At 63.4% G+C, this 26095-nt stretch carries 23 protein-coding genes; 12 read left to right on the top strand and 11 right to left on the bottom strand.

Going from position 1 to position 26095, the window contains the following annotated elements; all coding sequences use genetic code 11:
• Nucleotides 1–48: 48 nt before the first annotated feature.
• From ptsP to tilS, 4 genes are all read left to right on the top strand, one after another.
• Complete coding sequence (gene ptsP / locus MTR64_RS06480; protein ID WP_243992015.1) at nt 49–2325, top strand: phosphoenolpyruvate--protein phosphotransferase; 2277 nt, start codon at nt 49–51, stop codon at nt 2323–2325.
• A 205-nt stretch (nt 2326–2530) separates the two neighbouring features.
• Nucleotides 2531–3634, top strand: coding sequence for a helix-turn-helix domain-containing protein (locus MTR64_RS06475; protein WP_243992013.1), 1104 nt, complete (start codon nt 2531–2533; stop codon nt 3632–3634).
• A 160-nt stretch (nt 3635–3794) separates the two neighbouring features.
• Entirely contained in the window at nt 3795–4778 is a 984-nt protein-coding gene (locus MTR64_RS06470; RefSeq protein ID WP_243992011.1) for a tetratricopeptide repeat protein, read from the top strand.
• Nucleotides 4759–5754 carry a tRNA lysidine(34) synthetase TilS gene (tilS, locus tag MTR64_RS06465; protein WP_243992009.1) on the top strand — a complete coding sequence of 332 codons (996 nt, stop codon included), beginning with the start codon at nt 4759–4761 and terminating at the stop codon, nt 5752–5754. The genes MTR64_RS06470 and tilS overlap by 20 nt, the downstream gene beginning before the upstream one ends.
• Before the next feature lie 2 nt (nt 5755–5756).
• On the opposite strand, the gene MTR64_RS06460 is transcribed toward tilS, so the two are convergent.
• From MTR64_RS06460 to MTR64_RS06450, 3 genes are all read right to left on the bottom strand, one after another.
• On the bottom strand, nt 5757–6419 hold the full coding sequence (locus tag MTR64_RS06460; protein WP_243992007.1) for a L,D-transpeptidase family protein: 663 nt from the start codon (nt 6417–6419) through the stop codon (nt 5757–5759).
• A 129-nt stretch (nt 6420–6548) separates the two neighbouring features.
• Nucleotides 6549–8138, bottom strand: a complete 1590-nt coding sequence (locus MTR64_RS06455; RefSeq protein ID WP_243992004.1) for an AMP-binding protein — start codon at nt 8136–8138, stop codon at nt 6549–6551.
• A gap of 131 nt (nt 8139–8269) precedes the next feature.
• Entirely contained in the window at nt 8270–8905 is a 636-nt protein-coding gene (locus tag MTR64_RS06450; RefSeq protein ID WP_243992002.1) for a TetR/AcrR family transcriptional regulator, read from the bottom strand.
• Nucleotides 8906–9016: 111 nt separating this feature from the next.
• Here MTR64_RS06450 and MTR64_RS06445 point away from each other — a divergent pair, with 111 nt between their 5' ends.
• The 4 genes from MTR64_RS06445 (at nt 9017) to MTR64_RS06430 (ending at nt 13943) form a co-directional block, all read left to right on the top strand.
• Nucleotides 9017–11347 carry a TonB-dependent receptor gene (locus tag MTR64_RS06445; protein WP_243992001.1) on the top strand — a complete coding sequence of 777 codons (2331 nt, stop codon included), beginning with the start codon at nt 9017–9019 and terminating at the stop codon, nt 11345–11347.
• Between the two features lie 104 nt (nt 11348–11451).
• Complete coding sequence (locus MTR64_RS06440; protein ID WP_243991999.1) at nt 11452–12321, top strand: alpha/beta fold hydrolase; 870 nt, start codon at nt 11452–11454, stop codon at nt 12319–12321.
• 1 nt (nt 12322) lies between these two features.
• Nucleotides 12323–13588 (top strand): spinster family MFS transporter, encoded by a 1266-nt coding sequence (locus MTR64_RS06435; protein ID WP_243991997.1) that lies wholly within the window; start codon nt 12323–12325, stop codon nt 13586–13588.
• Between the two features lie 67 nt (nt 13589–13655).
• On the top strand, nt 13656–13943 hold the full coding sequence (locus MTR64_RS06430; protein WP_243991994.1) for a hypothetical protein: 288 nt from the start codon (nt 13656–13658) through the stop codon (nt 13941–13943).
• Nucleotides 13944–13984: 41 nt separating this feature from the next.
• Here the strand turns inward: MTR64_RS06430 and MTR64_RS06425 are convergent, their stop codons facing one another.
• The 6 genes from MTR64_RS06425 to MTR64_RS06400 all read right to left on the bottom strand — a co-directional run bounded on the left by MTR64_RS06425 (nt 13985) and on the right by MTR64_RS06400 (nt 19984).
• Nucleotides 13985–14461 carry a hypothetical protein gene (locus MTR64_RS06425; protein ID WP_243991993.1) on the bottom strand — a complete coding sequence of 159 codons (477 nt, stop codon included), beginning with the start codon at nt 14459–14461 and terminating at the stop codon, nt 13985–13987.
• Nucleotides 14462–14691: 230 nt separating this feature from the next.
• On the bottom strand, nt 14692–15618 hold the full coding sequence (locus tag MTR64_RS06420) for a sulfotransferase domain-containing protein (RefSeq protein WP_243991991.1): 927 nt from the start codon (nt 15616–15618) through the stop codon (nt 14692–14694).
• Between the two features lie 151 nt (nt 15619–15769).
• Nucleotides 15770–17047 (bottom strand): dicarboxylate/amino acid:cation symporter, encoded by a 1278-nt coding sequence (locus MTR64_RS06415; RefSeq protein ID WP_243991989.1) that lies wholly within the window; start codon nt 17045–17047, stop codon nt 15770–15772.
• 147 nt (nt 17048–17194) lie between these two features.
• The gene (locus tag MTR64_RS06410) at nt 17195–18742 is read right to left on the bottom strand and encodes a sensor histidine kinase (protein WP_243991987.1); all 1548 of its coding nucleotides are present in this window, start codon (nt 18740–18742) and stop codon (nt 17195–17197) included.
• Between the two features lie 10 nt (nt 18743–18752).
• Nucleotides 18753–19418: a response regulator transcription factor gene (locus MTR64_RS06405; protein ID WP_243991985.1), complete on the bottom strand. Its 666-nt coding sequence runs from the start codon at nt 19416–19418 to the stop codon at nt 18753–18755.
• 377 nt (nt 19419–19795) lie between these two features.
• A complete protein-coding gene (locus MTR64_RS06400) occupies nt 19796–19984 on the bottom strand; it encodes a hypothetical protein (protein ID WP_243991982.1) in 189 nt (62 codons plus the stop codon).
• Here MTR64_RS06400 and MTR64_RS06395 point away from each other — a divergent pair.
• The 4 genes from MTR64_RS06395 (at nt 19977) to MTR64_RS06380 (ending at nt 25079) form a co-directional block, all read left to right on the top strand.
• Nucleotides 19977–22529, top strand: coding sequence for a TonB-dependent receptor plug domain-containing protein (locus MTR64_RS06395; protein WP_243991980.1), 2553 nt, complete (start codon nt 19977–19979; stop codon nt 22527–22529). The two genes, MTR64_RS06400 and MTR64_RS06395, sit on opposite strands and share 8 nt — an antisense overlap.
• A gap of 109 nt (nt 22530–22638) precedes the next feature.
• Entirely contained in the window at nt 22639–23454 is an 816-nt protein-coding gene (locus tag MTR64_RS06390; protein ID WP_243991977.1) for a sulfite exporter TauE/SafE family protein, read from the top strand.
• A gap of 59 nt (nt 23455–23513) precedes the next feature.
• Nucleotides 23514–24677: a pyridoxal phosphate-dependent aminotransferase gene (locus tag MTR64_RS06385; protein WP_243991975.1), complete on the top strand. Its 1164-nt coding sequence runs from the start codon at nt 23514–23516 to the stop codon at nt 24675–24677.
• A gap of 198 nt (nt 24678–24875) precedes the next feature.
• Nucleotides 24876–25079: a hypothetical protein gene (locus tag MTR64_RS06380; protein WP_243991974.1), complete on the top strand. Its 204-nt coding sequence runs from the start codon at nt 24876–24878 to the stop codon at nt 25077–25079.
• Nucleotides 25080–25124: 45 nt separating this feature from the next.
• On the opposite strand, the gene MTR64_RS06375 is transcribed toward MTR64_RS06380, so the two are convergent.
• The gene (locus tag MTR64_RS06375) at nt 25125–25589 is read right to left on the bottom strand and encodes a hypothetical protein (RefSeq protein ID WP_243991972.1); all 465 of its coding nucleotides are present in this window, start codon (nt 25587–25589) and stop codon (nt 25125–25127) included.
• A complete protein-coding gene (locus tag MTR64_RS06370) occupies nt 25586–25924 on the bottom strand; it encodes a Rieske 2Fe-2S domain-containing protein (protein ID WP_243991970.1) in 339 nt (112 codons plus the stop codon). Before MTR64_RS06370 ends, MTR64_RS06375 begins: the two co-directional genes overlap by 4 nt.
• Nucleotides 25925–26095: the final 171 nt, after the last annotated feature.

Here is a 26095-nt window from a genome sequence, read left to right as displayed (position 1 = left end):
GGTTCCGCTGCGTTCCCAAAGCGCCGTCTTTGCGGTACTTGCTAGGACATGACCAGCGGAGCCGTAGCAGCAGCCAGAAACATTCTCACGCGCCTCCACGAGGTTATGGCGTCGCGCAGTCATGCGCAGTCGAAGCTGAACACCGTGGCGGAAGTGATCGGGGAGTGCCTCGATAGCGAGGTCTGTTCGGTCTATCTCCTGCGTGAGGGGATGCTGGAACTGTTCGCGACACGCGGTCTAGCCCAGGAAGCGGTGCATGTTACCCGCATGGCGGTGGGAGAGGGTCTCGTCGGTTTGATTGCCGAACAGATCGAGACCCTCAACCTCGCCGAGGCGGCGGCGCATCCGGACTTTTCCTATCGGCCGGAAACCGGCGAGGACCGGTTCCACTCGTTTGCGGGTGTTCCGATCGTGCGGCGCGAGCGGGCGGTGGGCGTCTTGTGCGTGCAGCATGTCGAACCGCGACGCTACGAGGAAGTGGAGATCGAGGCGCTGCAGACCGTGGCGATGGTGCTCTCCGAACTGATCGTCAATGCCGGCCTTATCGACGGTGAGGACGCTGGCACGTTCGGCGTGGGCCAGACCGGGCCTGAGCAACTGCGCGGACTGACGCTGGTGAAGGGACTGGCATCGGGCGTGGCCGTGTTCCACCAGCCGCGCGTCACCATCGAGCACATTGTTGCCGAGGATACCGAGGCGGAGCGCCAGCGCGTGATCCTTGCCTTCGACAAGATGCGCGAGCAGATCGACCGCATGGCCGGACAGGCCGAATTCGGCGTGGGCGGGGAGCACGAGGAAGTGCTCGAGACGTACCGCATGTTCGCTTACGACGAGGGCTGGACGCGGCGGATCAACGAGGCGATCGATTCCGGCCTGACCGCCGAAGCGGCGATCGAGCGCGTGCAGCAGCGCACGCGCATGCGCATGCGCCAGATCGACGATCCGCTGCTGGCCGACCGGATGCACGATCTGGAGGATCTGGCGAACCGCCTGCTGCGCATTGTTTCCGGACAGCTCGGTACTGCCGCCTCGATGGGCCTGCGAAACGATGCGATCCTGATTGCACGTAATCTGGGACCGGCCGAACTGCTTGAATACGACCGGCGGCGCCTCAAGGGGGTCATCCTTGAGGAAGGCTCGCTTACCAGTCACGTGGTGATCGTGGCGCGGGCGATGGGCGTGCCGGTGCTTGGCCGCGTGCGAGGGCTGCGCGGCGTCGTGCGCGAGGGCGATCACCTTCTGCTCGATGCAGATCAGGCAACGGCGATGGTGCGTCCCTCGCCGGGGGTGGTCGAGGCCTTCGAGGCGCGCTTCGCCAAGAGCCGGGAGCGCCAGGCGGCTTATGCCGCGCTGCGTGACGTCAAGCCGGTCTCGCGCGACGGGCAGCGGGTTCGTGTGAAGATCAACGCGGGCCTGCGCGACGATCTCGCCAATCTCAGCCTGACCGGAGCCGACGGCATCGGTCTGTTTCGTACCGAGTTCCAGTTCCTGGTCTCGGCAACGCTACCCCAGCGTGAGCGGCAGACCAGGTTATACCGCGACGTGATGGATGCCGCGGGGGACAAGCCTGTGGTCTTCCGGACGGTCGATATCGGCGGCGACAAGACGCTGCCCTATCTGCGTCACGACGACGGCGAGGGCGAGGAAAATCCGGCCATGGGCTGGCGCGCGCTGCGCGTCGCGCTCGAACGCGATGGCCTGCTGAAGGCTCAGGCGCGCGCCCTGCTAGAAGCGGGTGCGGGACGCACGCTCCATGTCATGTTCCCGATGGTGGCCGAGCCGTGGGAGTTCGATGCGGCCAAGGCGGTGTTCGACGGGCAACTGGCCTATCTCAAGCAGCAGAAGAAGCTGCTGCCCGAAGTCATCCGCTATGGCGTCATGCTCGAAGTGCCGGCGCTGGCCGAGCAACTCGACCTGCTGGCACCGAAGATCTCTTTCCTTTCGATCGGCACGAACGACCTGACGCAGTTCCTGTTTGCGGCGGACCGGTCGAATCCGAAGCTGGCGGAGCGCTATGACTGGCTGAGCCCGGCGATCCTGCGCTTCATCCGCCGCGTCGTGCGCAGCCTCGACGGCTTCAATGTCGATATCAGCGTCTGCGGCGAGATGGGCGGCCGCCCGCTCGAGGCGCTGGCTCTGCTGGGTCTGGGCATCCGGCACATGTCGATCACACCGGCGTCGGTTGGTCCTGTGAAGGAACTTGTGGGCAAGGTCGATCTGGGCGAAATCGGCGCGGCCATGGAAGGCTGGCTGACGTCGCCGCCGCCAGATCTGCGCGTGACGATGACGGAATGGGCCGCAGCGCGCGGTATCCATACCGACTGATTTTGTCGTGTTGCCGCCGTATGCCGGTGCTTGCCGTAATATAATCAACCGTTTTCTCGGCACCCGATTGACTTTGGGCGGCCAGACGGTTTGGTTATGGACCAGTTTCGGGACGTAACGATCAAGACCCTCCGGGAGCCGCATGGACAGCCAGAACACCGATAGCCCTGGACAGGCAGGTCTTCCATTGACTGCCGGGGGACGGTTGCGTTCTGCAAGGGAGGCGGCCGGGCTTACGCGCGCTGACATTTCGTCACAGACGAAGATTGCCGAGCGCCACCTTCATGCCATCGAGGAAGATCGTTTCGGGGACATGGCCGCCCGCACATACGCCGTCGGCTTCGCGCGCGCCTATGCGCGCGCACTGGGGCTTGACGAGACCGAGATCGCGGCCGCCGTTCACGCGCAGATCGATGCCCAGGAAGTCGATCATCCCGATGCTGTATCGGGCTTCGAACCGGGCGATCCTGCCCGTGTGCCGCCGTTGCGGCTTGCGTGGCTCGCGGCGGGTGGCGCGGTTGTCGTCATTGTGCTTTTGCTGGTATTCTGGAGCAGTTTCCTGTCGCCGGAAGGCAAACTGCCGGATCTGCTGCCGCAGCAAACAGTCGCACCCGTTGCAAGTGCTTCTGCGTCGGCGTCCACGCCCGCGCCCGCGCCCGCGCCTGCAGCAAGCGATGGCCCGGTGGTTCTGACAGCGACCGCCGACGGCATATGGGTCAAGGTGACCGATGATAGCGGCAAGCCGCTGCTGGAGAAAACGCTGGCCAAGGGTGAAAGCTGGACCGTGCCTGCCGACGCACATGCCCCGCAATTGCGCACCGGCCGTCCCGATGCTCTGCAGCTTGCGGTGGGCGGCAAGGCCATTCCGCCGCTGGCCACGCGCCCCCAGACGGTGTCTGGCGTGTCGTTGGCCGGTCCGGTCCTGCTGGCACGAACCGCTACGGCTCCGGCGCCGGGCCCTGCTGCGTCCGCGAGCAGTTCGCCGCAACCGGCGAGGCGTCCGGTTGTGAGCCGACCTGCAGCGAGTGCGCCGCAACAGGCTCCTTCGCCGCAGGTGCCACTCAGCCGGGTGCCTTCGCCCAGTCCGTCAGCCTCGTCTGCGACGCCTGTGACTCCGCCGTCCGCTTCGCCGCGTCCGGCAGCGTCTCCTTCGCTCCGGCCGAGCGCGAAGCCGTTACCTTCCCCGTCTGCAACGGCCACGCAGAAGCCGGCAACGGCCCTGCCCACGGCGCCGGAGCCGAGGGCCAATGCAGTGCCTGCACCGCAGCCAAGCCGGACGACGGAACCTCTTTCCACGGTTTCCGAATAGGCGCCCTCGACAGGTTGCGGGACATGCGGCAACAATCCTGATGGATATTCCTTGGTTAATGCGCCGTTCCGTTCGCCTATGCCAGCAGGCTGCGAACCTGACACGGGCAGTCCAGGCCAAAGCCTCACGTGGGGCAACGGGACACGGAGTTGAATTGGCGATGAATGCTTCTTTTGGCGGTACTCTGTCCGGGCGATTGCTGGTGATGGTGGCTGCAGGTTCGATGCTGGTGTCCGGCGCGGTGCCGGCGATGGCTCAGGACGGCGTCGACGGGCGGCTGAAAAAGGTCGAGGCGGAAGTGCGCGCCTTGCAGCGCAAGGTCTTCCCGGGACCGGATGGCAAGTTCTTCGAACCCGAAATCACACCTGCCACCGCGCCGGCGGGTACGCCGGGGCAGCCCGCGACGACGCCGGTGACCGATCTGCTGACGCGAATGGATGCGGTCGAGGCGCAGATGGCCCGCTTGACCTCTCAGATCGAGGAAAACAGCAACCGCATCAACCAGCTCGAGACCAAGCTGACTGGCGGCCTGCAGCCTGCGGCGGCTGCTCCCGCTCCGGTGCCTGAGGAGAATGCCGGGGCCGCCGCGCAGACGAATCTGGCGGCGATGACAGGCGGGGCTTCGGCAAAGCCCATGGCTCCTGCACCTGTGGCGGTAAAGGCCGTCGTGCCCGCGCCTACCCCAGCCAAGCCAGCAGAACCCTCCTTGGCCCGCGTCGATGCGGTCAAGGCGATCGTCAAGCCGCAGTCCGATGATCCTGGCGACGACGAATACAGCTACGGCTACCGCCTCTGGGATGCGAAGTTCTATCCCGAGGCAGAGCAGCAGCTGAAGCTGTTCCTCGAGAAGTACCCGAAGCACCGCCGCGCAAGCTGGGGGCGCAACCTGCTCGGCCGCGCCTATCTCGACGACGGCAATCCGGGCGAGGCGGCCAAGTGGTTCCTTCAGAACTACCAGACCGACAAGCGCGGTGAGCGTGCGCCGGACAGCCTGCTCTATCTCGCCATCACGATGAAGCAGATGAACGACACCAAGCGCGCCTGCATCGCGCTGGCTGAATTCAGCGAGACTTATGCAGCCGAGGCTGCTGGTCGTCTGAACAGCCTCTACACGTCCACGCGCAATGGGCTCACCTGCAGCTGAGGGCGGCGTGACGGCAGGGGCCGTCGAGCGGTTTTGCACCGGTCTGCGCGAGATCTGGCGGGAAGGCGCGGATGAGCCCGAATCCCGGCTGGGGCTCGCCGTCTCGGGCGGGCCGGACAGTCTGGCGTTGCTGCTGCTCGCGCACGCCGCGCTGCCGGGCCGCGTCGAAGCGGCGACGGTCGATCATGGCCTGCGCCGTGAAAGCGCGGACGAAGCCGCCGAGGTCGCGCGGATATGCGAGGGGCTTGGCGTGCCGCATGCCGCGCTGCCGGTCGAAGTGGCTGAGGGCAATGTCCAGGCCGAGGCGCGTCTGGCGCGCTACACGGCACTGGCGGACTGGGTCGAGGAACGCGGCCTCGCGGCTGTCGCAACGGCGCATCATGCCGACGATCAGGCCGAAACGCTGCTGATGCGGCTCAACCGCGCGAGCGGCGTGGCGGGCCTTGCCGGTGCACGGGCGCGCGGTCGGGTGCCCGATACGCCGATCCCGCTCCTGCGTCCGGTGCTCGACTGGCGCCGCGCCGAACTGGGCGAGGTAGTTCGTGCTGCCGGACTGGTCGCGGCCGATGATCCCAGCAATGCCAATGACCGCTTCGACCGGGTGCGTATCCGCAAGGCGCTGGCCGAGGCGGACTGGCTCGACGTCGCCGCCATCGCTCGCAGTGCGGCGCATATCGCCGAAGCCGATGCCGCGCTCGACTGGATGGCTTCGCTGGAATGGCGCTCCTGCGTGAAGAAGGAGCCGATGGGGCTGAAATACAAGCCACAGGCCCCGCGGGCGGTGGCTTTGCGCGTTGTGGCGCGCATCGTGCGTGAACTTGGCGGCGAGGAGCCGCGCGGCAGCGCCGTGGCGCGGCTGGTTGATGCGCTGGTGGAAGGGCGGCCGGCCTCGATTGGCGAACTGGTCGTGCGGCCCAATGCCGGGGGGTGGAGCTTTGCGAAGGCGCCGGTCAGGGCAGCGAAGCGTCGCGACTGAGATCAGCTGCCGGCGAGGTTGTCGCCGATGCCGACCTGCTTGCCGCGCGTGATATAGACCTTGTCGCCCAGATGCGTGGTGGTGAACAGCTTCGCGGCGAAGTCTTCCGGCATGCCGACACAACCGTGGCTGGCGTACCCCTTCTCCACCTTGGAGCCATGGAGCGTGATGCCGTCGTCGGTCAGGCGCTGCATGTAGGGCATTGGCGCGCCTGTATAGATGTTGGAGACGTGATCGCGATCCTTCTGGGTGATCGGGAATACACCCAGCGGCGTCGGCTTGTCCTCCGTGCCCAGCAGCACGGCGGTGGCCCCGATTTCGTAGCCGCCGCGAAACACCGAGAGCACGCGTGCATCAAGATCGACGGTGATCACGATCGGGCCCTTCGGCACGTCCTGCTCGTCCCAATGCCATTCGCCGTACTTGATAGGTCCGCTGATTGGCAGGATGCGCTTGATGACGAAGGGCTCGTCACTGATGGCAACTTTTGGAGTCGGGGCTGGCGCAGGTGTCCTGGCGACCGGGGTGGCAGCCTTTGCGGCGGCAACCGTCGCTTCGGCCAGCGAGGCGGGTTCGGGCCTGGAGGGGGAGGCTGCCATCACCAGCACGCCCGCGATGGCGGCGAGGGCGACGAAGCCCGAGGCGAGAAAGATGCGTCCGTCCACTAGACCCGTTCCTTGGCAATTCCGGGGGCGAATCCCGGTGCCTTCCTTGGCGTATCTTCGCCTAAGACGAAGTAAATCGCCAGAGTGCCCCTGTCCGTGTCCCGCTGCAGGACTGGCAAGACCCAAAGGTTAACGCGTAGTGAGAGGCTGTGAGTCCGCCGCTTCCGCGTGGCGTGCACGCAGGGCCTTCTTGTCCGGCTTGCCGACCGGCGTCTGCGGGATAGCTTCGACGAATTCGATCGACTTGGGGGCCTGATACGCGCCCTTGCGCGCGGCGACGGGGGCGCACAGGTCTTCCTCGCTGACACTCATTCCGGGCTTCAGCACGATCACGGCATGGACGGCTTCACCCCACCTGTCGTGCGGGACGCCGATTACCGCTACTTCTGCAACGGCAGGATTCTCGGCGATCACGTTTTCGATGTCGCGCGGGTAGATGTTGAAGCCGCCCGAAATGATCATGTCCTTGGTGCGGTCGACAATGCGCAGGAATCCTCCGGGATCACGCACCGCGACGTCACCGGTATGCAGCCAGTCGCCTTTGAAGGCCTCTGCCGTCAGTTCCGGGTCGCGGTAACCGTCCATTACCAGCGGCCCTTGTACGACGATCTCTCCCGGTTCGCCGTCGGGCACCGGATTGCCATAGGCGTCGTGCAGTTCCAGCCGCACCCAGGGGCTGGGCTGTCCGCAAGAGGCGAGGCGCAGCGGATCGTCCGGATCGTGATCGCGTTTGCGCATGTAGGTGAGCACCATTGGTGCTTCGGCCTGCCCGTAGAACTGTGCGAAGATCGGGCCCATCCGCTCGATCGCTTCCTTGAGGCGTGCCGGGATGATCGCCGACGCGCCGTAAAAGATCGTCTCGAGGCTGGAGAGGTCGAATTCGCCGAAGCGCGGGTGATCGAGAAGGGCGTAGATCATCGTCGGCACCAGCATCATGCAGTTGATGCGATGGCTCTCGATCATCTCCATGACCTGTAGCGGATCAAAGCGTGGCAGGATCAGGAACGTACCCCCGCGCAACAGGGCAGGCATGAACATGGCGCCGCCGGCATGGGTCAGGGGCGCGCAGGAGAGGATGTTGGGCTGTTCCGGCCACTCCCAGACCGCCTGCATGTAAAGCCCGGTGAGAAAGCCTGAACGCTGGCAGCTGGGGATTGCCTTGGGCTTGCCTGTGGTGCCGCCCGAATAGCCGAGCCGGATCACGTCGTGTTCACCGGACGGCGGCGGCACCAGCTTTTGCGGCACGAAGCCGGCGGCCAACTCGTGAATGTCCTCTGCCAGCGTGCTGCGACCGATCGACAGCAGGCGTATGCCGGGCACTTCACGCTGGATCTCGGCGGCGCGTCCCTCGAAGCGTTCGGCATCGAACAGCATGACTTTCACGCCGGCATCACGGATCACGTTGAGCTGGTCATTGAGTGCTGAGAGCGGGTGGATCGGCACGTAGAGGGCTGCCAGCATTTGCAGCGCATGGGTGAGATGCAGGCACTCCGGCCGGTTCGGCGCGATCAGCGAAATTCGGTCGCCTGCGGTTACGCCCACGGCCTGCAGGGCCTGCAGGAAGCGGCTGGTCTCGTCGCGAACGTCCGCCACGGTGAGGGTAGGGCCCTCGAGTTGTTTGAGCAGCGGGCGGCTGCCGCCGGAGTTCAGGGCATTGGCCAGCACGTCCGCATTGAACAGCGGGCGGTGGATCGCGTCATTTCCGGATGCTGTTTCCATCGGCCGATTCTCCCTGCACTTCCCATTCCTGGATTAGACATCTGTCTAGAAATGAAGCGTGCGCGGAGTCAATCGCCCAGCAGCCTGCGTGTTTGATTGGGGCAGAAGTGGCTGGCGTCAGGCCCGGTCTGTCAGGCTTCGCCGTCTGGTTTCCGGGCGATGCCTTCGCGCAGGATGGAATTGGCCAGATCGGCCAATTCCTCTGGGCTGGCGTCATCCGACCAGACAGCATAGCGCAAACCCAGGAATACGTTCATGCCCATGATCGCCCAGGCATGCGCCTCGCCCAGACCTTCGCGCAATTCGCCGCGCTTCACGCCTTGGGTCAGGCGTTCGTGGATACGGTTGGCGGTGGTCTGGTAGTGCTGGCGGAAGCTTTGCGGATCAACGAATTCGCATTCATCGATGATCCGGTAGATTTCCTTGTGCTCGCGCGCGAAGTGCAGAAAGCCCGCGAAGGCCGCGCGCTCGGTTTCCAGAGCAGGCAATTCGCTCTGCAGCGCGTTTTTCGCTGCCTCACGGACCTTGCCGCTGAGATCATCTACCAGCGCGCGGAAGATTTCGTCCTTGGAATCAAAGTACGTGTAGAAACTGCCCAGAGCCGTGCCGGCCCGGCGTGTGATGCCGGTGATAGAGGCTTCATGAAAGCCGCGCTCTCCGAATTCGATGGCCGCTGCATCGAGCAACTTGCGCAGCGTTCGGCGGCCGCGTTCGGTCCGGGGCACCTTGCTGGACGGGGTGGAGTCGCTCGCGTCTGCTGTGGTCACAAGGACACAGGTAAACCGGGTTGGACGGCTTGGCAAACATTCAAAGTTGAAACATGGTTCAACTATCAATATGAAGATGCCAACAACGAAGGTTCATTGGGAGCATAAGTGATGCATAAGGCGCGTTTTCTCGCGATTGGTTCGAGTGTGCTGGCTCTGTCGGGCGGCATCGGTATTTCCGCCCCGGCGATGGCGCAGGACGCGCCCCCTGCGGCTCAGGCTCCGGAAGAGGCCGGTGGCGACATTATCGTGACTGCCCGCCGCCGTGAGGAGCGTCTCGTCGACGTGCCGATCGCGGTGACCACGTTCAGCGGTGACCAGTTGGCCAAGTCGGGCGCGCTTGACGTGACCGATCTGGCGCAGACCACCCCGAACGTGACGCTCGAGCCCTCGCGTGGCACCAACTCGACGCTGTCTGCCTTTATTCGCGGTATCGGTCAGCAGGATCCGGTTTCCGGGTTCGAGCAGGGCGTTGGCATCTATCTCGACGATGTGTACCTCAATCGTCCGCAGGCCGCCGTGCTCGACATTTACGATGTCCAGCGCATCGAAGTGCTGCGCGGGCCGCAGGGCACGCTCTATGGCCGCAACACCATCGGCGGCGCGGTGAAGTACGTTACCAAGCCGCTGGCGCAGGACCCCTACCTGAAGATCAAGGGTACGTATGGCAGCTATGATCAGGCCGACGTTGTCGTCACCGCTTCGGCGCCTGTCAGTGACCTGGTGCGCGTTGGTGGATCGCTCGCCCGCCTTTCACGTGGCGGCTTCGGCAAGAACCTCACCACTGGCGAAGATAACTACAATAAGGATATCTGGGCCGCGCGCGGCAGCGTGGAACTGGGCGGCTATGGCGCACCGGTGACGATCCGCATCAACGGCGACTATACCAAGGACAACTCGAACGCCCGCGGCGGCCACCGCCTGATCCCGGGCTACACATCCGGTACGCCGGTCCTGAACGATGTCTTCGATACGCAGGGCGGCCTGAATGATCCCAAGCAGTATGTCGAGGCCTATGGCTTCTCGATCAATGCCACCGCCGAACTCACGGATGCGGTGACGCTGCGGTCGATCAGCGCCTGGCGCAAGGACAGCTCGGCCTCGCCGATCGACTTCGACGCGCTGCCCGCCGTCGACCTCGATGTGCCGGCCTACTACCGCAACGAACAGACCAGCCAGGAATTCCAGCTGCTCTATGACGATGGCGGCATGTTCCAGGGCCTGATCGGCGCCTACTACCTGTCGGCCAAGGCGGACACGCAGTTCGACGTGCGTCTGTTCACCACCTTCGATGGCTTCACTGCTTTCACCCAGGCCAACGTCGATACCGAGACCTTCGCGGTCTTCACTGACTTCACGCTCGATTTCACCGACCAGCTCAGTCTCGCGCTTGGCGGTCGCTACACCTGGGACCAGCGCAAGGCGGATATCCTGCGCCAGAACTATCTGGGCGGCGGCTCGCCCGTGTTCGGTGGTCTCGGCGTGCCGTTCGGTGCCCCGAGCACCGATTTCTCTGGCAAGGCGACCTTCAAGAAGTTCACCCCGCGCGCTTCGCTGAGCTTCAAGCCGACGCCGGACCACAACATCTACGCGAGCTTCTCGCAGGGCTTCAAGGGCGGCGGTTTCGACCCGCGCGGCGTCGGCGTCTACGCGCCGACCAGCAATCCCTCTGGTGTTCCCAGCGACGCCGAAATCGCCGATTACCTCAGCTTCAAGCCGGAATCGGTCGACAGCTACGAGATCGGCTACAAGGGCAACCTGTTCGGAGGCGGCCTCTACATCGCGGTTGCGGCGTTCCACATGGACTACAAGGACGTCCAGATCCCGGGCTCGGTGGGTTGTACCGTGGGCGGCATCGCCACTTTCTGCGGTGTTATCAGCAACGCGGGCAAGGCGAAGATCGACGGTTTCGAAGTGGAGACCAATGCGCGTCTGGCGCGCGACCTCGCGACTTCGGGTGACCGCCTGAGCTTCACCGGTTCGCTGGGCTACATCAACGCGCGCTTCAAGGAATACATCACCAATTCGGTCACGGGTCCGGTCGACGTCGCCGATCAGCGCGAGGTGCAGAACACGCCCAAGTGGACCGGTAGTGCCACGCTGGCCTACGATACGCCATTGGGTGAGGGCGATCTCACGCTGAGCAGCACGGTTTCCTACCGCTCCAAGACCTACCAGTTCGAGACACCGAACCCCTATATCGACCAGAAGGGCTATGCCCTTGTCGATGCCAGCCTGGTCTATACCGCCCCGGGTGGCGGCTGGAGCCTTGGCGTCCACGGCAAGAACCTGTTCGACAAGCAGTACAAGACTTCGGGCTATTCGTTCGTCGCTTCGGACGGCGCCGGCGGTCTGGTGCCGACGCTGGGCACCGAAGGCACGCTTACGGCCTTCTACGGCAATCCGCGGCAGGTCTTCGTAACAGCGACGCTGGAGCTCTGAGCCGGCCTTGAGCCGGCCCGGTTGGCGGGCCTCTCCCTGGCCCCCCGGCACCCTCACGCGGGGGAGGCCCGCCAGCCGATCATGCCAGAAAAGGATGCCTGGCCATGCAATACCGCGACCACCGATACCGCAGCGCTTGCGGACGGCTGGAGCTTGCCGCGCGCGACTATCCGGCTGCCGATCCGGCGGCACCGGTCCTGCTGATGATGCACGGACTGACCCGCAACAGCGCCGATTTCGAACCGCTCGCCGCGCATCTGGCCGGGCGCTACCGGTTGATCGTGCCCGACCAGCGTGGGCGCGGCTTGTCCGAATGGGCTCCCGATCCGGCGCAGTATCGTCCGGATGTCTATTCGCAGGACATGCTGGCCTTGCTCGATGGGCTGGGCATCGAGCGCGCGGGGCTGATCGGCACTTCGATGGGCGGGCTCATGGCCATGGTGATGAATGCGCTGAGGCCGGGCCTGGCGCAGGCCGTGGTGTTCAACGACGTCGGCCCTGAACTCGATCCTGCCGGGATCGCCCGGATTCAGGGCTACGTCGGCCCGGCTGGTGCAATGGCGAACTGGATAGCGGCGGCGGCGCGCTGCCGGGCGATCAATGCCCAGGCCTTCCCCGATTACGGCGATGCCGAATGGATGGCCTTCGCTCGCCGCACCTGCCGCGAGAACGCCGACGGCACGGTGTCCTTCGCCTACGACCCGGCCATTTCGGACAGCATCGAGGGCGATCAGCCGCAGACCGTTCCGCCCGACCTTTGGCCCTTGTGGGACCTGCTGGATGTCATGCCCGTACTCGTCGTGCGCGGCGGGCTGTCGGATCTTTTGAGTGCGGCGACCGAACGCGCGATGGCGCAGCGGCATTCGGGCCCCTATGCCAGTGTCGAAGTGCCGCGCGTGGGCCATGCGCCTATTCTCGATGAGCCGGTAGCGCTCGCGGCGATCAAGGCATTCTGCAAGGACTATGTGGCCTGAGATGAGCACGGCAAAGCGGGCAGGCGGGGTGAGCCCCAACAGGGTTCTGGCGATGTTGCTGCTCGTCTATGTCTTCAATTTCGTCGACCGCCAGATCCTCGCGATCCTCGCGGCGCCGATTCAGGCCGATCTCGATCTCAGCGACGCACAGATGGGGATGCTGGGCGGGCTGGCTTTCGCGATCCTCTATTCGACTCTGGGCGTGCCGCTGGCCTCGCTGGCGGACCGCACGAGCCGTTCGTGGGTCATCACCGGCTCGCTGGTGATCTGGAGCTTGTTCACCGCCGTTTGCGGGTTGGCGCAGGGGTTCTGGCACATCTTCCTGGCGCGGCTCGGCGTCGGCGTCGGAGAGGCGGGCGGCGTGGCGCCGTCCTATGCCGTGATCGGCGATTATTTTCCGTCCGAACGGCGCGCATTCGCGCTTTCGATCTACTCGCTGGGTATCCCGTTGGGCTCGGCGCTGGGCGTGGTGGCGGGCGGCTATATTGCCGCGCGGGTGGACTGGCGGGTGGCGTTCGTCACTGTTGGCACGGCCGGGCTGCTGATCGCGCCGTTGTTTCGCATGAACGTCAAGGACAAGCCCAAACCGTCAGGGGACGCCGGGGCAGTGCCTTCGGTAAGGCTGGGTGCTGTCGCTGCGGTACTGGCGCGCAAGAAGGCGTTCTGGCTGCTCAGCTTCGGTGCGGCGTCGAGTTCGATGCTCGGCTATGGCCTGGCTTTCTGGCTGCCGAGCCTGCTCCAGCGCAGCTTCGGGCTCGATCTCGTGCATACTTCGTGGTTCATTGGCGCCGTCCTGTTGATCGGCGGCAGTGCGGGCGTGCTGATGGGAGGAGCGCTGGCTGACCGGCTCGGCGGCGCCGACCGGGCGTTCTACGGCTGGGTTCCGGCGATTGCCTACGTGGTGGCGGTGCCGTTGTTCGCGGGAGGCATCTGGACTTCCAGCGTACTCCTGGCCTTCCTGCTGTTCCTCGTCCCGCAGGCGCTGGCCTACGTCTGGCTCGGCCCAGTGACCAGCGCGGTGCAGCACCTTGTTGAGCCGCCCGCGCGTGCAACCGCCTCGGCGCTGTTCCTGCTGATCAACAATCTGATTGGTCTCGGCGGCGGCATCTATGCGCTTGGCCAGCTCTCGACCCTGCTCACTCCGCACTTCGGCAGTGAAGCGCTGCGCTATTCGATGCTCTGGGCATTGGGTCTTTACCTGCTGGCGGCGTTGCTGATGGCGCTGGCCGGGCCTGCGCTCCGCCGCGAATGGGTGGCCGAGGCCTGAAAGGCGCGTTACAGTCGCATGACACTCGCATGTGCCGGGTTTTGGCCGGACGGGGAGGGAACACGCGATGAAATTGTTGCGATGGGCCGTGGGCGGCGCGTCTGCCTATGTGATCTACAAGTATTCGATTGGCCGCAAGGCGAAGGGCGAGGACGTCTTCGCTACGCCGGAGAAGGCGGTGGCAAAGATGACCGGCGACCCCGAACCTGCGAAGAAGAAGCCGGAGGCGCGCCGGAAAACTCCGGCAGCCGGGACTGCAAAAGTTCTTGCCAATGACGCTGAAGCCGCGAAGGCGTCGTCTGCCGAAAAGCCGAAGCGCCCGCGTGCGCCGCGCAAGAAGCGGGAAACGCAATAGCTGCCGGTGTCGTATGGCTCTGACGGCGCTTTTCGCGCCGTTCAGGCGATGATTTCTACCGTTGATCCCGAACCGGACAACAGTGTGGCAATCTGCTCGGTCGGGGATACCGTTTCAGTCTGAAGCGCGCTTGCGTCGATGACTGGCGCGGAGTCCGATGTTGAAGCGGTTTCGGTGGTGCTGGCTGTGGTTTCTGTGGCCGTGGCCGTGGTTTCTGCCGTGATGCCTGCGGTTTCCGCTGCGCCAGCCGTTAGCGCGGCGCGGCCAGATCGAAAATCGGCCAGTGCTTTTCTTGCCGTTCCAAGATCGCCGGATTCGATGGCGGTCCCGACGGTATCGAAACCACTGCGGCCTTTTGCTGCCATTGCGGAGGGGCTGGTCGATTCATTGATGGCCGCATATGCGCTCTGGGCCGCCTCAAGATCACCGCGGGCGATCGCGGAATTGAGCTGGCCAAAATTTGCAGGGTGGGCATGGGACGCTTGGTGACGGCCGGTGTGCGTTATTGCCATGTTCACGGACAATCTCCTTGATGATTGGCAGAATTGGGATTCAGCCGGAAATAGTCAGATCATGGTTAAGATCGGCAGAAAGGCAGATCGGGGTTAATACGGGGGCGAAGGTCCGGCTCGGCAGGTGCGAAGCCCGGGAGCGGTCATCTACGGCGTTACGGAGTGAAGCTGCTGCCAATTCCGTGTACAGTCTGGCGGGAATTTCCCCGATGCCGATTGTGTCGGCGAACCGGCCGTCAGGTTCTGGCGCTTCCTTTGTAGAACCATTCTACAGCTTCGAGGTCGCCGCAAACCCGCTCGCCCACTGCCCGCAAGTGGCGGGAAATCTCGTCGGTCATGCCGTCGGACTTTGCGTCACCGGCTTCGCCCTTGCGGATCATGGCGCCTGACTTCAGGATGGGCACGCGCCCGGCCGTGCTGGCCTCGAATTTGTCCTCGTGCTGCTTCATCCAGGGAAACGAGGTGTATGCGAGGATCTTCGGCCATTGTTCTTCGGTGGGTTCGATTTTCAGAAACTCGGCGATTTTGCGGATCGAGCCCTCATGATCGCCCTTCATGTCCGCATAGTGCAGAAACAGGACATTGTTCCTTTCCCTGAGCGGCCACCAGGCGTTGAGAAACCCGAAGAAGGCGTGCTCATGCATGCCGCTGCGTTCAATGACTTCCTCGTAGAATGACGCGAAGTCAGGACGGGCCATGGCTTCCCGCGGCATGCCCCAAAGTTCGAACCACTCGTCCGAATGCTTTTCGATAAAGGGCCGGAAAGAGACCAGCGCCTCCTCCGGATTTCGGACGACGACAATGTATTTTACGTCAGGGGCAGGGGCGCTCTCCAGGAACGGCACGACCGGCGGCGCGGAATGAGTCTTGAACGCACGGCGGGTGCCGTGAGGCATGGCGTCGAGACGATCCAGAACCTCCTGATGTGGCTGGCCGGGATAGGCGACAAATTCGATCCAGGGCACTTCCTCATAGATGTCGCGGAAGTCCGAAGTGCCTCCTGTGAGCAACTGATGGACGATGTTCATGGTCCATGTCGTTCCGCTTTTTGCGGGAACCGAGATGACAACGTCGCCATCGCGCCATTTGATCTTCTCCTGGATCTGCGGCTGGATCCAGGGCGGTCCCGCATGATGGGCAGCACTTTCCATTGCATTGCTCATGTTACCCGTCTCCCCATGTGCGGATCAGCCGCCCGGCAGCGTGCCGCGTCTCATGTTTCCCATCCATAATGAGGTTGCGCGGGATGACCACCGGGACTTTGCCGGCGATGGAAAATGTTGCGCGTCTCCGTGCGGCAAGTCCCCGCGATAATCACGGAAGATCGTGGGTCGCCCCATGAATGGCGCCAGGCGTCACTACTGGTTCACGCGCGATCGCCACCGCAATCGCAAGGTCGCCCACGACGTTTACGACTGTGCGGAACATGTCGAGCAGACGGTCCACGCTGATGACCAGGCCAATGCCTTCCGGAGGCAGGCCGGTCAGCGCCAGCACGGTAGCGACGGCAGGGAGGCCGCCCGCCGGAACGCCCAGCGTGCCCATGCCCGCGAGTGCGGCCACAGCAAAGACGAGCGCCTGCTGGTCGAGATGGAGGTCCATTCCGAAGAACTGGCCGACGAACAGCACGGTGACGGCGATATAGATCGTCGTGCCGCTCTGGTTTGAGACCGTTCCTAGCCCCAGCACGGGTCGCACCACCGGCCCTGGCAGTCCAAGATCGACTTCCGCAACTTTCAGCGCGGTAGGCAGGGTGGCGTTGGAAGAGGAGGTGCAAAAGGCGATAACGGCCGCCTCCTGCACGCTGCGCAGGAAGGTGGCAGGGGCCAGTTCCCCGCGCATCCACACCACCATGAAAAAGGTAATGACGATCTGCAGCGCCAGTGCGGCGATGACCACGGCGATATAGGCGCTGAGGTAAACCAGCAGGTGCCAGCCGAACATCACGGTGAGGTCAAACATGAAACAGGCAACTGCGAGCGGCGCGAACCGGGTAACCAGTGTCACCGCCTTCATGCCGAGGTCGAACAGCCGCTCGCAGGCGCTGACCAGCCAGCGGCCGCTCTGCTTGCGCAACAGGGGCAAGGCAGCAGCAATCGCGAACGAGGCGATCACCATGATCAGAATCCAGCCATTCACCGAGCGGAAGCTTGGCGCCAGGTCCATCAGTCCACGCGGGATCGCGGGCAGATGGGTGGCGACGAGTTGCTGACCGATTTCGGGTGGAATGCCGTCTCCGGGCCGGAACAGGTTGGCCATGGCCAGGCCAATCAGCGATGCCGAGGCGGAGACGGCAATCATGTAGACCAGCGTGGTGGCAATCAGGCCCTGCATGCCGGCATTGCCGCGGATGCGCGACAGGCCGCTGACGATGGCGGAAAACAGCAGCGGCGCGATCAGCAGGAACAGGACGCTCAGGAAAACCTGCTCGACCGGACGCACGAACCATTTGAGAATTTCGGCCGTAAGGGGATGTGTCGGAGCTCCGAACTCCACCAGCGTGCCCGCCCCGGTGCCGATCCCGAATCCCAGGAACAGCAGCATGTGCGGCCGCAACCTCAGCCAGCCGCCACTGGCGGGCGTCGGAGCCACAGGCGCCCCCGTGTGGGGGCCGGTAGGAAAGTCAGGTCGCCTCATGTGGCAATCGGCATCCTCTGAGGGTTGGCGGCCTGCGTCCCGGGCGGAAAAGGAAATTCGGCCGCTGAATAGCGCAAAGTTTCGACTAGTTTAGAAACCCTGTCAGCAAGCTGTCATTTTGGTGGCGGGTGAAAAATATGTGCCGTCCGGAGTCTCCGACTGTAGTTCGGGCGCCAGGAAGACGATGATTGCTTTCACGCCCTTGCCACCCGCGCCATCTTCCAGCGTGACCCGGGCGCCCATGCGTTCGCCCATGGCGCGCACGATCGGCAGGCCCAGACCGCTGCCGGACGGTCCATCGGCTCCGGGCGCGCGGTAGAATCGTTCCCATACCTTCTCGCGGTCGGCCGGCGCGATGCCGGGGCCGTCATCCTCGATCTCGATGGCCGGCGCGCCTTCGCGGGTGAGGACGCGTACCGTCACGGTGCCGTCAGCGCGGTTGTATCGGATCGCGTTGTCCAGCAGGTTGCTGATCATTTCCGTGGCCAGTGCCTTGTCCCCGAGCGCCATGATCGTGGCCGCATCGGTCTCGAAGCCAATGTCCATGGCACTCGCGTCAGGATGCGTGACGCGGCTGGCGACGATGCCCACGGCAGCGGCGGTCAGATCGAAGGCCTCCTGCGGTCCGTCATCGCGGCCCTGCTCATCCATGCGCGCGAGCGAGATCAGCTGTCCCAGCAGGCGTTCGAGCGAATCGACCGCTGCACCGATGTCCTTCAGTGCCGTGGCACCCTGCGGCGTTGAAGGGCCGTAACGGCTCAGCACATCGACATGGACGCGCACGATGGCCAGTGGTGTGCGCAACTGGTGGGAGGCATTGGATGTGAATTCGCGCAGCGAGGAGATGGCGCGTTCGGTGCGGGCCATCAGCTCATTGAACGCGGAGGCCAGCAACAGGGCTTCGCGCGGTGCATCTTCCTCCAGCGTGAGACGCAAGTGCGAGGTGGATTGTCGCCGCGCCGCGCCGATTTGCCGGGTCAGCGAGGCAAACGGGCCAAGGCCCCAGGTGATGGCGCCATAGAACAGCAGGACGGCTGTCATCGCTATCAGGATGCCCGCTCCCGCCACGCGTAGAAAATAGGTTTGCTCGTAGGCATGCCGGTCGTCGAGAAAATCGGCTACCTGCACCACCACTGGCCGGGCAAAGCCGGGCAGGGTGCGGATTTCGGTAGCGACGCGCATCGACCGGCCTTCCAGCTCCGCGTCGCGCAGGTAGGCGGCCTGAATCACGCCTTCGGCATCGCGCGCATCGACGTAGCCGCGCACCAGCTGCGTGTCGCGGTAGCTGCGCGGAAAGCTGGCGGGCGTATGGTGTGGAATTTTCGCCCCGGGCGTGGGATCATAGTCTGCGGGCGGGACCAGCCAATCCGTGCCCGCGATCAGCTCGTTGCCTTCATAGACGCTGTAGTGGGACACGGGCGTCATCTGGTTCTGCAGCAGGTGAATCGCCAGCGGCAACAGCTGGTGGCGTGCCGATGTGTCGGCGTTGATCGCACGACTGATCATGGTGACGGAACCGACCAGCGTGCGGTCTGACGCGGTGGAGAGCGTGCGATGGATCATCCAGCACGTGATGGTGCCGAACGTGATGGCAAGTGCCAGAAGCGGCATCATGACCGCTGCGGTCAGGCGGGCGCGCAGCGAAGTCATGGAGGCAGGATCAGCTGCCTTCCAGCACGTAGCCCAGACCACGGACAGTGCGGATGACCGGGCCGTGAGGCATCAGCTTGCGCCGCAGCCGCCCGACGTAGACGTCGAGCGCATTGGGCGCGACAGCATCGGCGAAGTTGAACACTTCTGCAGTCAGGCATTCGCGCGTCACGACCTTGCCCGGGCGGCCCATCAGGGTTTCCAGCACAGCCAGTTCGCGGCGCCGAAGGTCGACCACCGATCGGTCGAGCTGGACAGTGCGGGTGGAGCGATCGAAGCTGAGGCAGCCGACCCGCAGCACCGGGTCCGGTGTGCCCAGACTGCGGCGGATCAGTGCCCGTGCACGGGATTCAAGCTCGCGCGGGTGGAACGGCTTCGACAGATAGTCATCTGCGCCGCGGTCGAGCCCCTCGATGCGGTCGTTCACGGCGTCGCGCGCGGTCAGGATCAGGATGGGGGTCTGCACCTCGCGGCGGCGCAGCGTGCTCAGAACCTCCAGTCCGTCCATGTCGGGCAGGCCGAGGTCGAGGATCACGAGATTATAGGGCTCGTTAGCCAAAACCTCGATCGCCTCTTCGCCGGTGGATACGAAATCCATGGCGAAACCGGACGAGCCCATGGATGCTTCCATTCCGCGCGCAAGGCTACGGTCGTCTTCAACAATCAAAATACGCAACAACTCACTCCCCGAAAACGAGTTGTGGCACCCCCTCAACAGCAGGTTCGGTCCGCACGCTCAGGCAGCCAGACCTTCCTGCACCGTATTCTTTTTCAAATGTTTCTTGATTCGACACTGTTTGGTTCAAACCTGTCATCAAGCTGTCGCTGACCCTGAAATTCTTTTTCCCTGATGTCTGTCAGAGTGACAGCTTGGTGACAGGTCGTCCAGCCTAACTTTCACCTGTCTGGAGAAAAGTTCAGCTCCAGATGTTCCGGCGCTTTTGAAGTGTTGTGGTGCGCCTTGAGGGTGCGTGCCCTGCCAGTCCGGTCTGCTGCAGGCATTGCGGCGCCGGGTGTTTTCGAAAACGCTTGGAGCACGTTGTTGTGATATTTCTATAAGTATTTGAAATTATAATAAAAATCCGGATCTCCAGGGAGGGGCCCGAAGCCACGCTTTCCATTCAACAGACAGGGGCCGATCCAGATGAAATACAGGGAAACAACATCAATAGCCGCGCTGGCCTTGGCGCTTTGCGCCTGTGCGCAGCCGGCGTTTGCCCAAAGTGCGGCGAGCATGGTCATCGGCGGTGCGGATGCGGCAGCCGATGCAGCAGACGATGCTGGTGAAGCAATCGTCGTTCTCGGTACGCGCCGTACCGACCGTACCGTCACCGATTCCGCGTCGCCGGTCGATGTCATCGGTGCCGAAGAACTGGCTACGCAGCCAGCCGCCGACATGCTTGACGTGCTCAAGAACATCGTTCCGAGCTTCAACGTCGGCCAGAACTCGATTTCCGACGCTTCCACGTTCGTTCGCTCGCCGTCCATTCGCGGCCTGGCGGGTGACATGACGCTCGTCATGATCAATGGCAAGCGCCTCAACCGTTCCGCGCTGGTCCAGGTTGCTGCGGGCGATCCGACCAACAACCTGTCGCAGGGCGCTGACCTTTCGGTGCTGCCTTCGATCGCTTTTGGCGGCCTCCAGATCCTGCGCGAAGGCGCGACCGCGCAATATGGTACGGACGCCATCGCCGGCGTGCTCAACTATTCCCTGCGCGAAGACGAGGGCTTCGAGTTCACCACCCGCTACGGCCAGTTCTACGATGGCGGCGGCGACGGCAAGTCGCGCCAGATCGCGGGCTATGCCGGTTTCAAGATCGGCGACCGCGGCTTCATTTCGTTCGCGGGCGAATACAACAAGGATGATGGCACGATCCGCAATGCGACGCGCCCGAACGCCGTGCTGTTCGCGGAAGCGAATCCCTCGCTGGCGTCGCAACTGCCCAACTACCCCGGGCCGGTACAGATTTACGGCAATTCCCCGGGTGAAGGCTGGAAGGCCACCGTCAACGCCAGCTATGAAGTTACCGACACGACCAAGCTTTATGCTTTCGGCAACTTCGCGCACGACAAGAAGACGGAAAGCTTCAACTATCGCCCGGTCCAATCGTTTACGGGCCTGCTCGATACGGCCGGCGTAGCCCATTCGTCGGGTGCGAACAGTGCCTTTACGCACCCGATCTATCTGACGGCCTGTCCTGCCGGTAGCGCAACATGCCCCGAAGGCGCCTACGTCAAGGATAGCAACACCTATTCCTTCTCAAGCCTCTACCCTGCCGGTTTCACGCCGCAGTTCGTGGGTGTGAAGGATCAGGCCTTTGGCGTGCTGGGCATCAAGGGTAATCTGCTCGACGATCTGACCTTCGATGTGTCGGGATCGCTCAGCCGCAACGCCCTCACCCTTTCGATGTACGACTCGCTGGCCCCGTCCTACGGACCGGACTCGCAGACCTCGTTCAAGTTCGGATCGCTCATTCAGAAAGAAACCAACCTGAATGCCGATTTCGTCTATTCTCTCGACGCTGGGCTCTCCAGTCCGGTAACGATCGCGTTCGGCGCCGAATATCGTAACGAAACCTACAAGGCGACCGAAGGTGACCCGCAGTCCTATGGCATTGGGCCCTATTACAGCCAGGCCCTCTATGTCGAAACTTCGCCGGGCGTATTCGCCTATGATTCCACCGTCTCCATGCCGGTGGGCGCGAGCGGCTATGGTGGCACCAGCCCGGACGCTGCTGCCAGCTATTCGCAGCATGACTATGCCGGTTATCTCAGTGTGGAAGCCGACCTGACCGACACGATTTCGGTGGGCGCGGCCGGCCGCTACGAAAATTACAACACCTTCGGCGGGACCACCGTCGGCAAGCTGAATGCTCTGTGGAAAGCCACGCCGACGTTCTCCGTGCGCGGTACGGTGGGTACGGGCTACCACGCGCCGTCGCCGGGCCAGAGCAATGTGCAGATCCTGACCACCTCGTTCCGGAACGGTGCTCAGGTTCAGACCGGCACCTACCCGGTCTCCAACCCGATCGCGCAATATTTCGGCGCCACCGATCTGAAGCCGGAGAAGTCGACCAACTACGGTCTCGGCTTCGTCTTCACGCCAACGTCGGCGCTGACCTTCACGCTGGATGGCTACTGGATCAAGATCAAGGATCGTATCGGAACGTCGCAGACCTACAGTGTCACCGCGGCAGATATTGCCGCGCAGCCTGCCCTTTTGGCAGTGGGTGAAGGCGGCGACGTGCGTTATCCTACCAGTGCCTATGACTCGCGCACGGCCGGTATCGACTTTGTCGGCACCTACCGCACCTTCATTGGCGACGGCAAACTCAACCTGACGCTCGCCTACAACTATAACGAGACGAAGGTGACGAAGTTCGATGCGAGCATCATCAGTGCTTCGCAGAAGAAGGATATCGAAGGCACTATTCCGAAGCATCGCGCGACCTTCACCGCAAACTATGCGATTGGGGATTTCACGATCACCGGGCGCCAAAACTACTATAGCTCGTTTGGTTTGGAAAACTCTTTCCCTGGCCAGACCTTCGGTTCGAAGTTCACCACTGACCTTGAGGTCAGCTACACCATAGCCGAACACTACACGCTGGCTGTGGGCGCGACGAACCTGTTCAACGCCTATCCGGACAAGATCAAGGCCACCTCGGTCAACCCGATCTATGTCCTGACCAACAGCCTGTCGAACGGCCAGATCTATCCCAACAGCGGCGGCCCCTTCGGCTCCAACGGCGGGTTCTGGTACGCGCGTCTGAAGGTCAAAATCTAATCCTACGGCAACTGGGCGCCGTTTTGCTCAGGCAAAACGGCGCCGCCTTTTTGAAATACAAGAATTCGCAATCACAAGAATTGGAGTAACGGTCGTGCTCTTGTCCTCCATGGACTGGCTTCTCCCCGCGGTCGGAATGATCGGTGCCGGACTTCTGGCAGGCTTTGCCGGCGGCGTATTCGGCATCGGCGGCGGCTTCATCGTAGTGCCTGCGCTGCTGATCATGCTGCCGCTGCTTGGCGGCGATCACTCGCAATATGCCCACATCGCTGTGGCAACTTCGGCAGCTACCATCATCGTTACTTCCATCCGGTCGACGCTCAGCCACCACAAGCGCGGCTCGGTCGATTTCGAGGTTCTCAAGAGCTGGGCTCCGTGGATCGTCCTGGGGGACGGTGTCGGCGTGGTCCTTGCCAGCCATGTCGATGGCACGGCACTGAAGATGATCTTCGCCACCGGCGTGCTGGCCATGTCGATGGTTTTCCTTATCCCTCATCTTTCAAAGCTGGTCCTGTCCGACCACATGCCCGGCGGCGCGCTGCGCGTGGGCATCTCCGGTGGTCTCGGCGCCTTTTCGGCCCTGCTCGGTATCGGTGGCGGGACCATCGCGATCATGGTCATGACCATGTGCGGGCGGCCGATCCACAAGGCGGTTGGCACCGCTTCCGGAATTGGTACACTCATCGCCGTGCCCGCAACCATTGGCTTCATGATCGTAGGCTTTCACGAACATGGGTTGCCGTGGGGATCGGTGGGCTTCGTCAATGTTCCGGCAGCGGCCGCCATCGCATCCATGTCGATCCTGACCGCCCCGCTGGGTGTCGCCGCGGCCCATTCGCTGCCGCCGAGCGTTCTCAAGCGCGTGTTCGGGGTCTATCTCGTCGTTATCGCAGTCGTCATGTTTCGTAGTGCGCTCAAGGTTTGAATGCTGGCGCATTTCATCGGGAAGGAGTTCGTACAATGCAGGCTGAGGACACCAGCGTAATGGAACGCATTGAAAACACTGAGATTGGCGAAGAGCTGATTTCGCGTGGCTATTCGCGCCGCCAGCTTGGCCGCATCGCGGCTCTGCTCGGTGGCGGCATTGCCCTGGCCGGCAGCGCCGAATCCGCCTTCGCCCAGCAGTCCGCCAAGGCCGTGGTGGGGGCCGTTCGCATCGGTTCCAACGAGTGCTGGACGGGCCCGCTCCCGGCCGGTGCCGAAGCTGCGATGCTGATCGTGGCGCAGGGCAACTGGTACGAACCCGACAACGAGCACGCCAAGTTGTTCGACGCGGTGTCCAAGGTTGAAGGCGTGCCGGTGGACCGCATTCTCGCCTGGCCGGGATCGAGTGATCCGCTTGCCCGGGTGCCGATCACGTTTGCCTCGCCCAAGCGTGGCATCGTCACTGCAGACCCGACGTACGAATCGATCTGGCGTACTGGAGCATGGATCGGCGCAAAGGTGACCAAGGTTCCCCTTACGTCTGACTACCGTCATGACGTGAAGGCCATGTTGGCGGCCGATCCCCATGCCGGTGTTTACTACATCTGCTCCCCCAACAACCCGACCGGCACGATCACCCCGATCGAGGACATCGTCTGGCTTGCCGAGAACAAGCCCAAGGACGCAGTGCTGCTGGTGGATGAGGCCTATGTCCACTGGTCCGACACTCCGCGCGCGGCCAAGCTGGCGGTCGAGCGCGACGACGTGATCGTCATGCGCACGTTCTCCAAGCTCTTCGGAATGGCGGGCATGCGCCTGGGCCTCACCTTCGCCGCACCGGCGCTGCATGAAAAGATGATGCGCTATGATGGCGGTCAGGTGACCAACCAGCTGCCGATGACGGCGGTGGCCTGCGGCACCGCCTCGGTTCCACTTGCCGACCAGATCAAGGCGCGTGCCGCGCAGATGGTGTCCGCGCGCGAAATGGCGATCGCCCATGTCCAGAAGCGCGGCCTCAAGGTCATTCCTGGCAGCCACGCGAACATGTTCATGGTCGAATGGAAGGACAAGACGCCCAAGGAAATGATGGCGGCCTTTCTGGAACAAGGTGTGCAGATCGGCCGTTCGTGGACTGCTTATCCGCAGGCGTCGCGCATCACCGTGGGTTCGGCCGAGGACATGCAGAAGTTCTGCTTGGCTCTCGACAAGATCCTGATGGCCTGACGTCCACATACCCAGCTTGAGAGGGCGCACCTCCGCGTGCGCAGGATACCCGGGCACCGCGTTCCTCCAGCCGCGTTGTCCGGGTATCGTCCTTGTCTTGGCAGGAAACTTGCTTCTCGCGCTGGCGGCGCAGGGCCGAAAGCCCTTGCGCCGTTGTTTTTGTCTGAATGGCAACACAGACGCGGAGGAGCGAAGCATATGGCCGATCACAAGGTTACGGTCGAACAGCTGGATAACGGCAAGTGGGCCTGTTTTCTGCACTTGCCGGGGGTCGATGCCCCGGTCAATCTCGGCAAGGAGTTCAAGAGCGAAGAGCGGGCCGAAACCTGGCTTGACGTTTCCGAAGCGATGACGGCGATCGACGTAATGGTCCGCAAGTACGCGCAGCCCGACAAGGTCTGAGCGGGCCGGGCGGGGGACCGTCACCAGTTCCCCCGCTCGCCTGAATTAAACCATTGTTCCCAGCCGTTCGAGCAAGGCATCGCGCGCTTCGGAGATGCGGTGATACTCCGCATCGCTCCCGCCTGCGTCGGGGTGCGCGGTCTTGGCCAGCCGCCGGAAGGCCGCGTTGATCTGTACGGTCTCGAGCAGCCCGCCGATCGGCAGTTCCAGCGCTTCACGATGCGCGGTTTCGTCACCGCTGAAGGCGGCGCGCATGACATACGCCTGACGCTTCTCCCGGGCAGCCATGCGCAGGTCGACCTGATCCTGCTGCCAGCGTTGGCGGGACATTACCAGGCATTCCCCGAAGGCGATCCGTCCTCCGGTTTCCAGCTCATCGAGGCTGAAGGGCCCGACAACGTCATAGGGCTCTGCAAGGAAGCCCTGTCTGCCTTCGGTCCGGCCGATCGCAACCATGTCGAGGATGCCCATCGTGCCGTTCCAGATGACCCAGTCCGGTTCGCCCTTCATGAGGCCTGCCGAGCCGGTTTCACCGGGCCGACATCGACAAGGATCTCGTCTCCTTCCATTTGCAGCGGATAGGGGTGGAGCACGTTGCGCACGGAATGCGTCACGCACTTGCCACTCGCACTGTCGAAGCCCCAGTTATGGTGCGGGCAGGTCAAGGTTTGGCCGTCGAAGCGCGCTTCGTCCAGCGGCACGTCCGCATGCGGACAGCGCCCGCGATAGGCCTTCAGCTCTCCGTCCGCCGGCCAGAGCAGGAGCACGGTTTTCTTGCCGGCGCGGAAGAAGCCCATGCCGCCTTCGCTGATCGCGCTTGTGGGACAAATCGAGGTGAATGCCATCGCGGTCGCCTTTCTGCTCGGAATGTTCGCCACTTTGGGATGCAAGGATCGAACCAATGCGGAAGGTGAGGAAAAGCGCCATAGATCGGCCTGCTGCAGACCATGGCGTGTCGCAAAGACGACAGCGCGAGCCGCTGTCTGGCACAAGAAAGGCCCTGTCACGGCGGGAAA

Origin of the sequence: Novosphingobium album (ex Hu et al. 2023) (assembly GCF_022832385.1) — a bacterium.
GTDB lineage: Bacteria > Pseudomonadota > Alphaproteobacteria > Sphingomonadales > Sphingomonadaceae > Novosphingobium > Novosphingobium album.
Note: the sequence above shows the minus strand (reverse complement) of the source record. Positions and strands in the feature narration are given on the sequence as shown.

Excerpts from the sequence above, each read along its gene's own strand:
- ptsP (WP_243992015.1), top strand. The coding sequence starts at position 49 with ATGACCAGCGGAGCCGTAGCAGCAGCCAGAAACATTCTCACGCGCCTC.
- MTR64_RS06470 (WP_243992011.1), top strand. The coding sequence starts at position 3,795 with ATGAATGCTTCTTTTGGCGGTACTCTGTCCGGGCGATTGCTGGTGATG.
- tilS (WP_243992009.1), top strand. The coding sequence starts at position 4,759 with ATGGGCTCACCTGCAGCTGAGGGCGGCGTGACGGCAGGGGCCGTCGAG.
- MTR64_RS06455 (WP_243992004.1), bottom strand. The coding sequence starts at position 8,138 with ATGGAAACAGCATCCGGAAATGACGCGATCCACCGCCCGCTGTTCAAT.
- MTR64_RS06445 (WP_243992001.1), top strand. The coding sequence starts at position 9,017 with ATGCATAAGGCGCGTTTTCTCGCGATTGGTTCGAGTGTGCTGGCTCTG.
- MTR64_RS06440 (WP_243991999.1), top strand. The coding sequence starts at position 11,452 with ATGCAATACCGCGACCACCGATACCGCAGCGCTTGCGGACGGCTGGAG.
- MTR64_RS06435 (WP_243991997.1), top strand. The coding sequence starts at position 12,323 with ATGAGCACGGCAAAGCGGGCAGGCGGGGTGAGCCCCAACAGGGTTCTG.
- MTR64_RS06430 (WP_243991994.1), top strand. The coding sequence starts at position 13,656 with ATGAAATTGTTGCGATGGGCCGTGGGCGGCGCGTCTGCCTATGTGATC.
- MTR64_RS06420 (WP_243991991.1), bottom strand. The coding sequence starts at position 15,618 with ATGAGCAATGCAATGGAAAGTGCTGCCCATCATGCGGGACCGCCCTGG.
- MTR64_RS06410 (WP_243991987.1), bottom strand. The coding sequence starts at position 18,742 with ATGACTTCGCTGCGCGCCCGCCTGACCGCAGCGGTCATGATGCCGCTT.
- MTR64_RS06395 (WP_243991980.1), top strand. The coding sequence starts at position 19,977 with ATGGTCATCGGCGGTGCGGATGCGGCAGCCGATGCAGCAGACGATGCT.
- MTR64_RS06400 (WP_243991982.1), bottom strand. The coding sequence starts at position 19,984 with ATGACCATGCTCGCCGCACTTTGGGCAAACGCCGGCTGCGCACAGGCG.
- MTR64_RS06390 (WP_243991977.1), top strand. The coding sequence starts at position 22,639 with ATGGACTGGCTTCTCCCCGCGGTCGGAATGATCGGTGCCGGACTTCTG.
- MTR64_RS06385 (WP_243991975.1), top strand. The coding sequence starts at position 23,514 with ATGGAACGCATTGAAAACACTGAGATTGGCGAAGAGCTGATTTCGCGT.
- MTR64_RS06380 (WP_243991974.1), top strand. The coding sequence starts at position 24,876 with ATGGCCGATCACAAGGTTACGGTCGAACAGCTGGATAACGGCAAGTGG.
- MTR64_RS06375 (WP_243991972.1), bottom strand. The coding sequence starts at position 25,589 with ATGAAGGGCGAACCGGACTGGGTCATCTGGAACGGCACGATGGGCATC.
- MTR64_RS06370 (WP_243991970.1), bottom strand. The coding sequence starts at position 25,924 with ATGGCATTCACCTCGATTTGTCCCACAAGCGCGATCAGCGAAGGCGGC.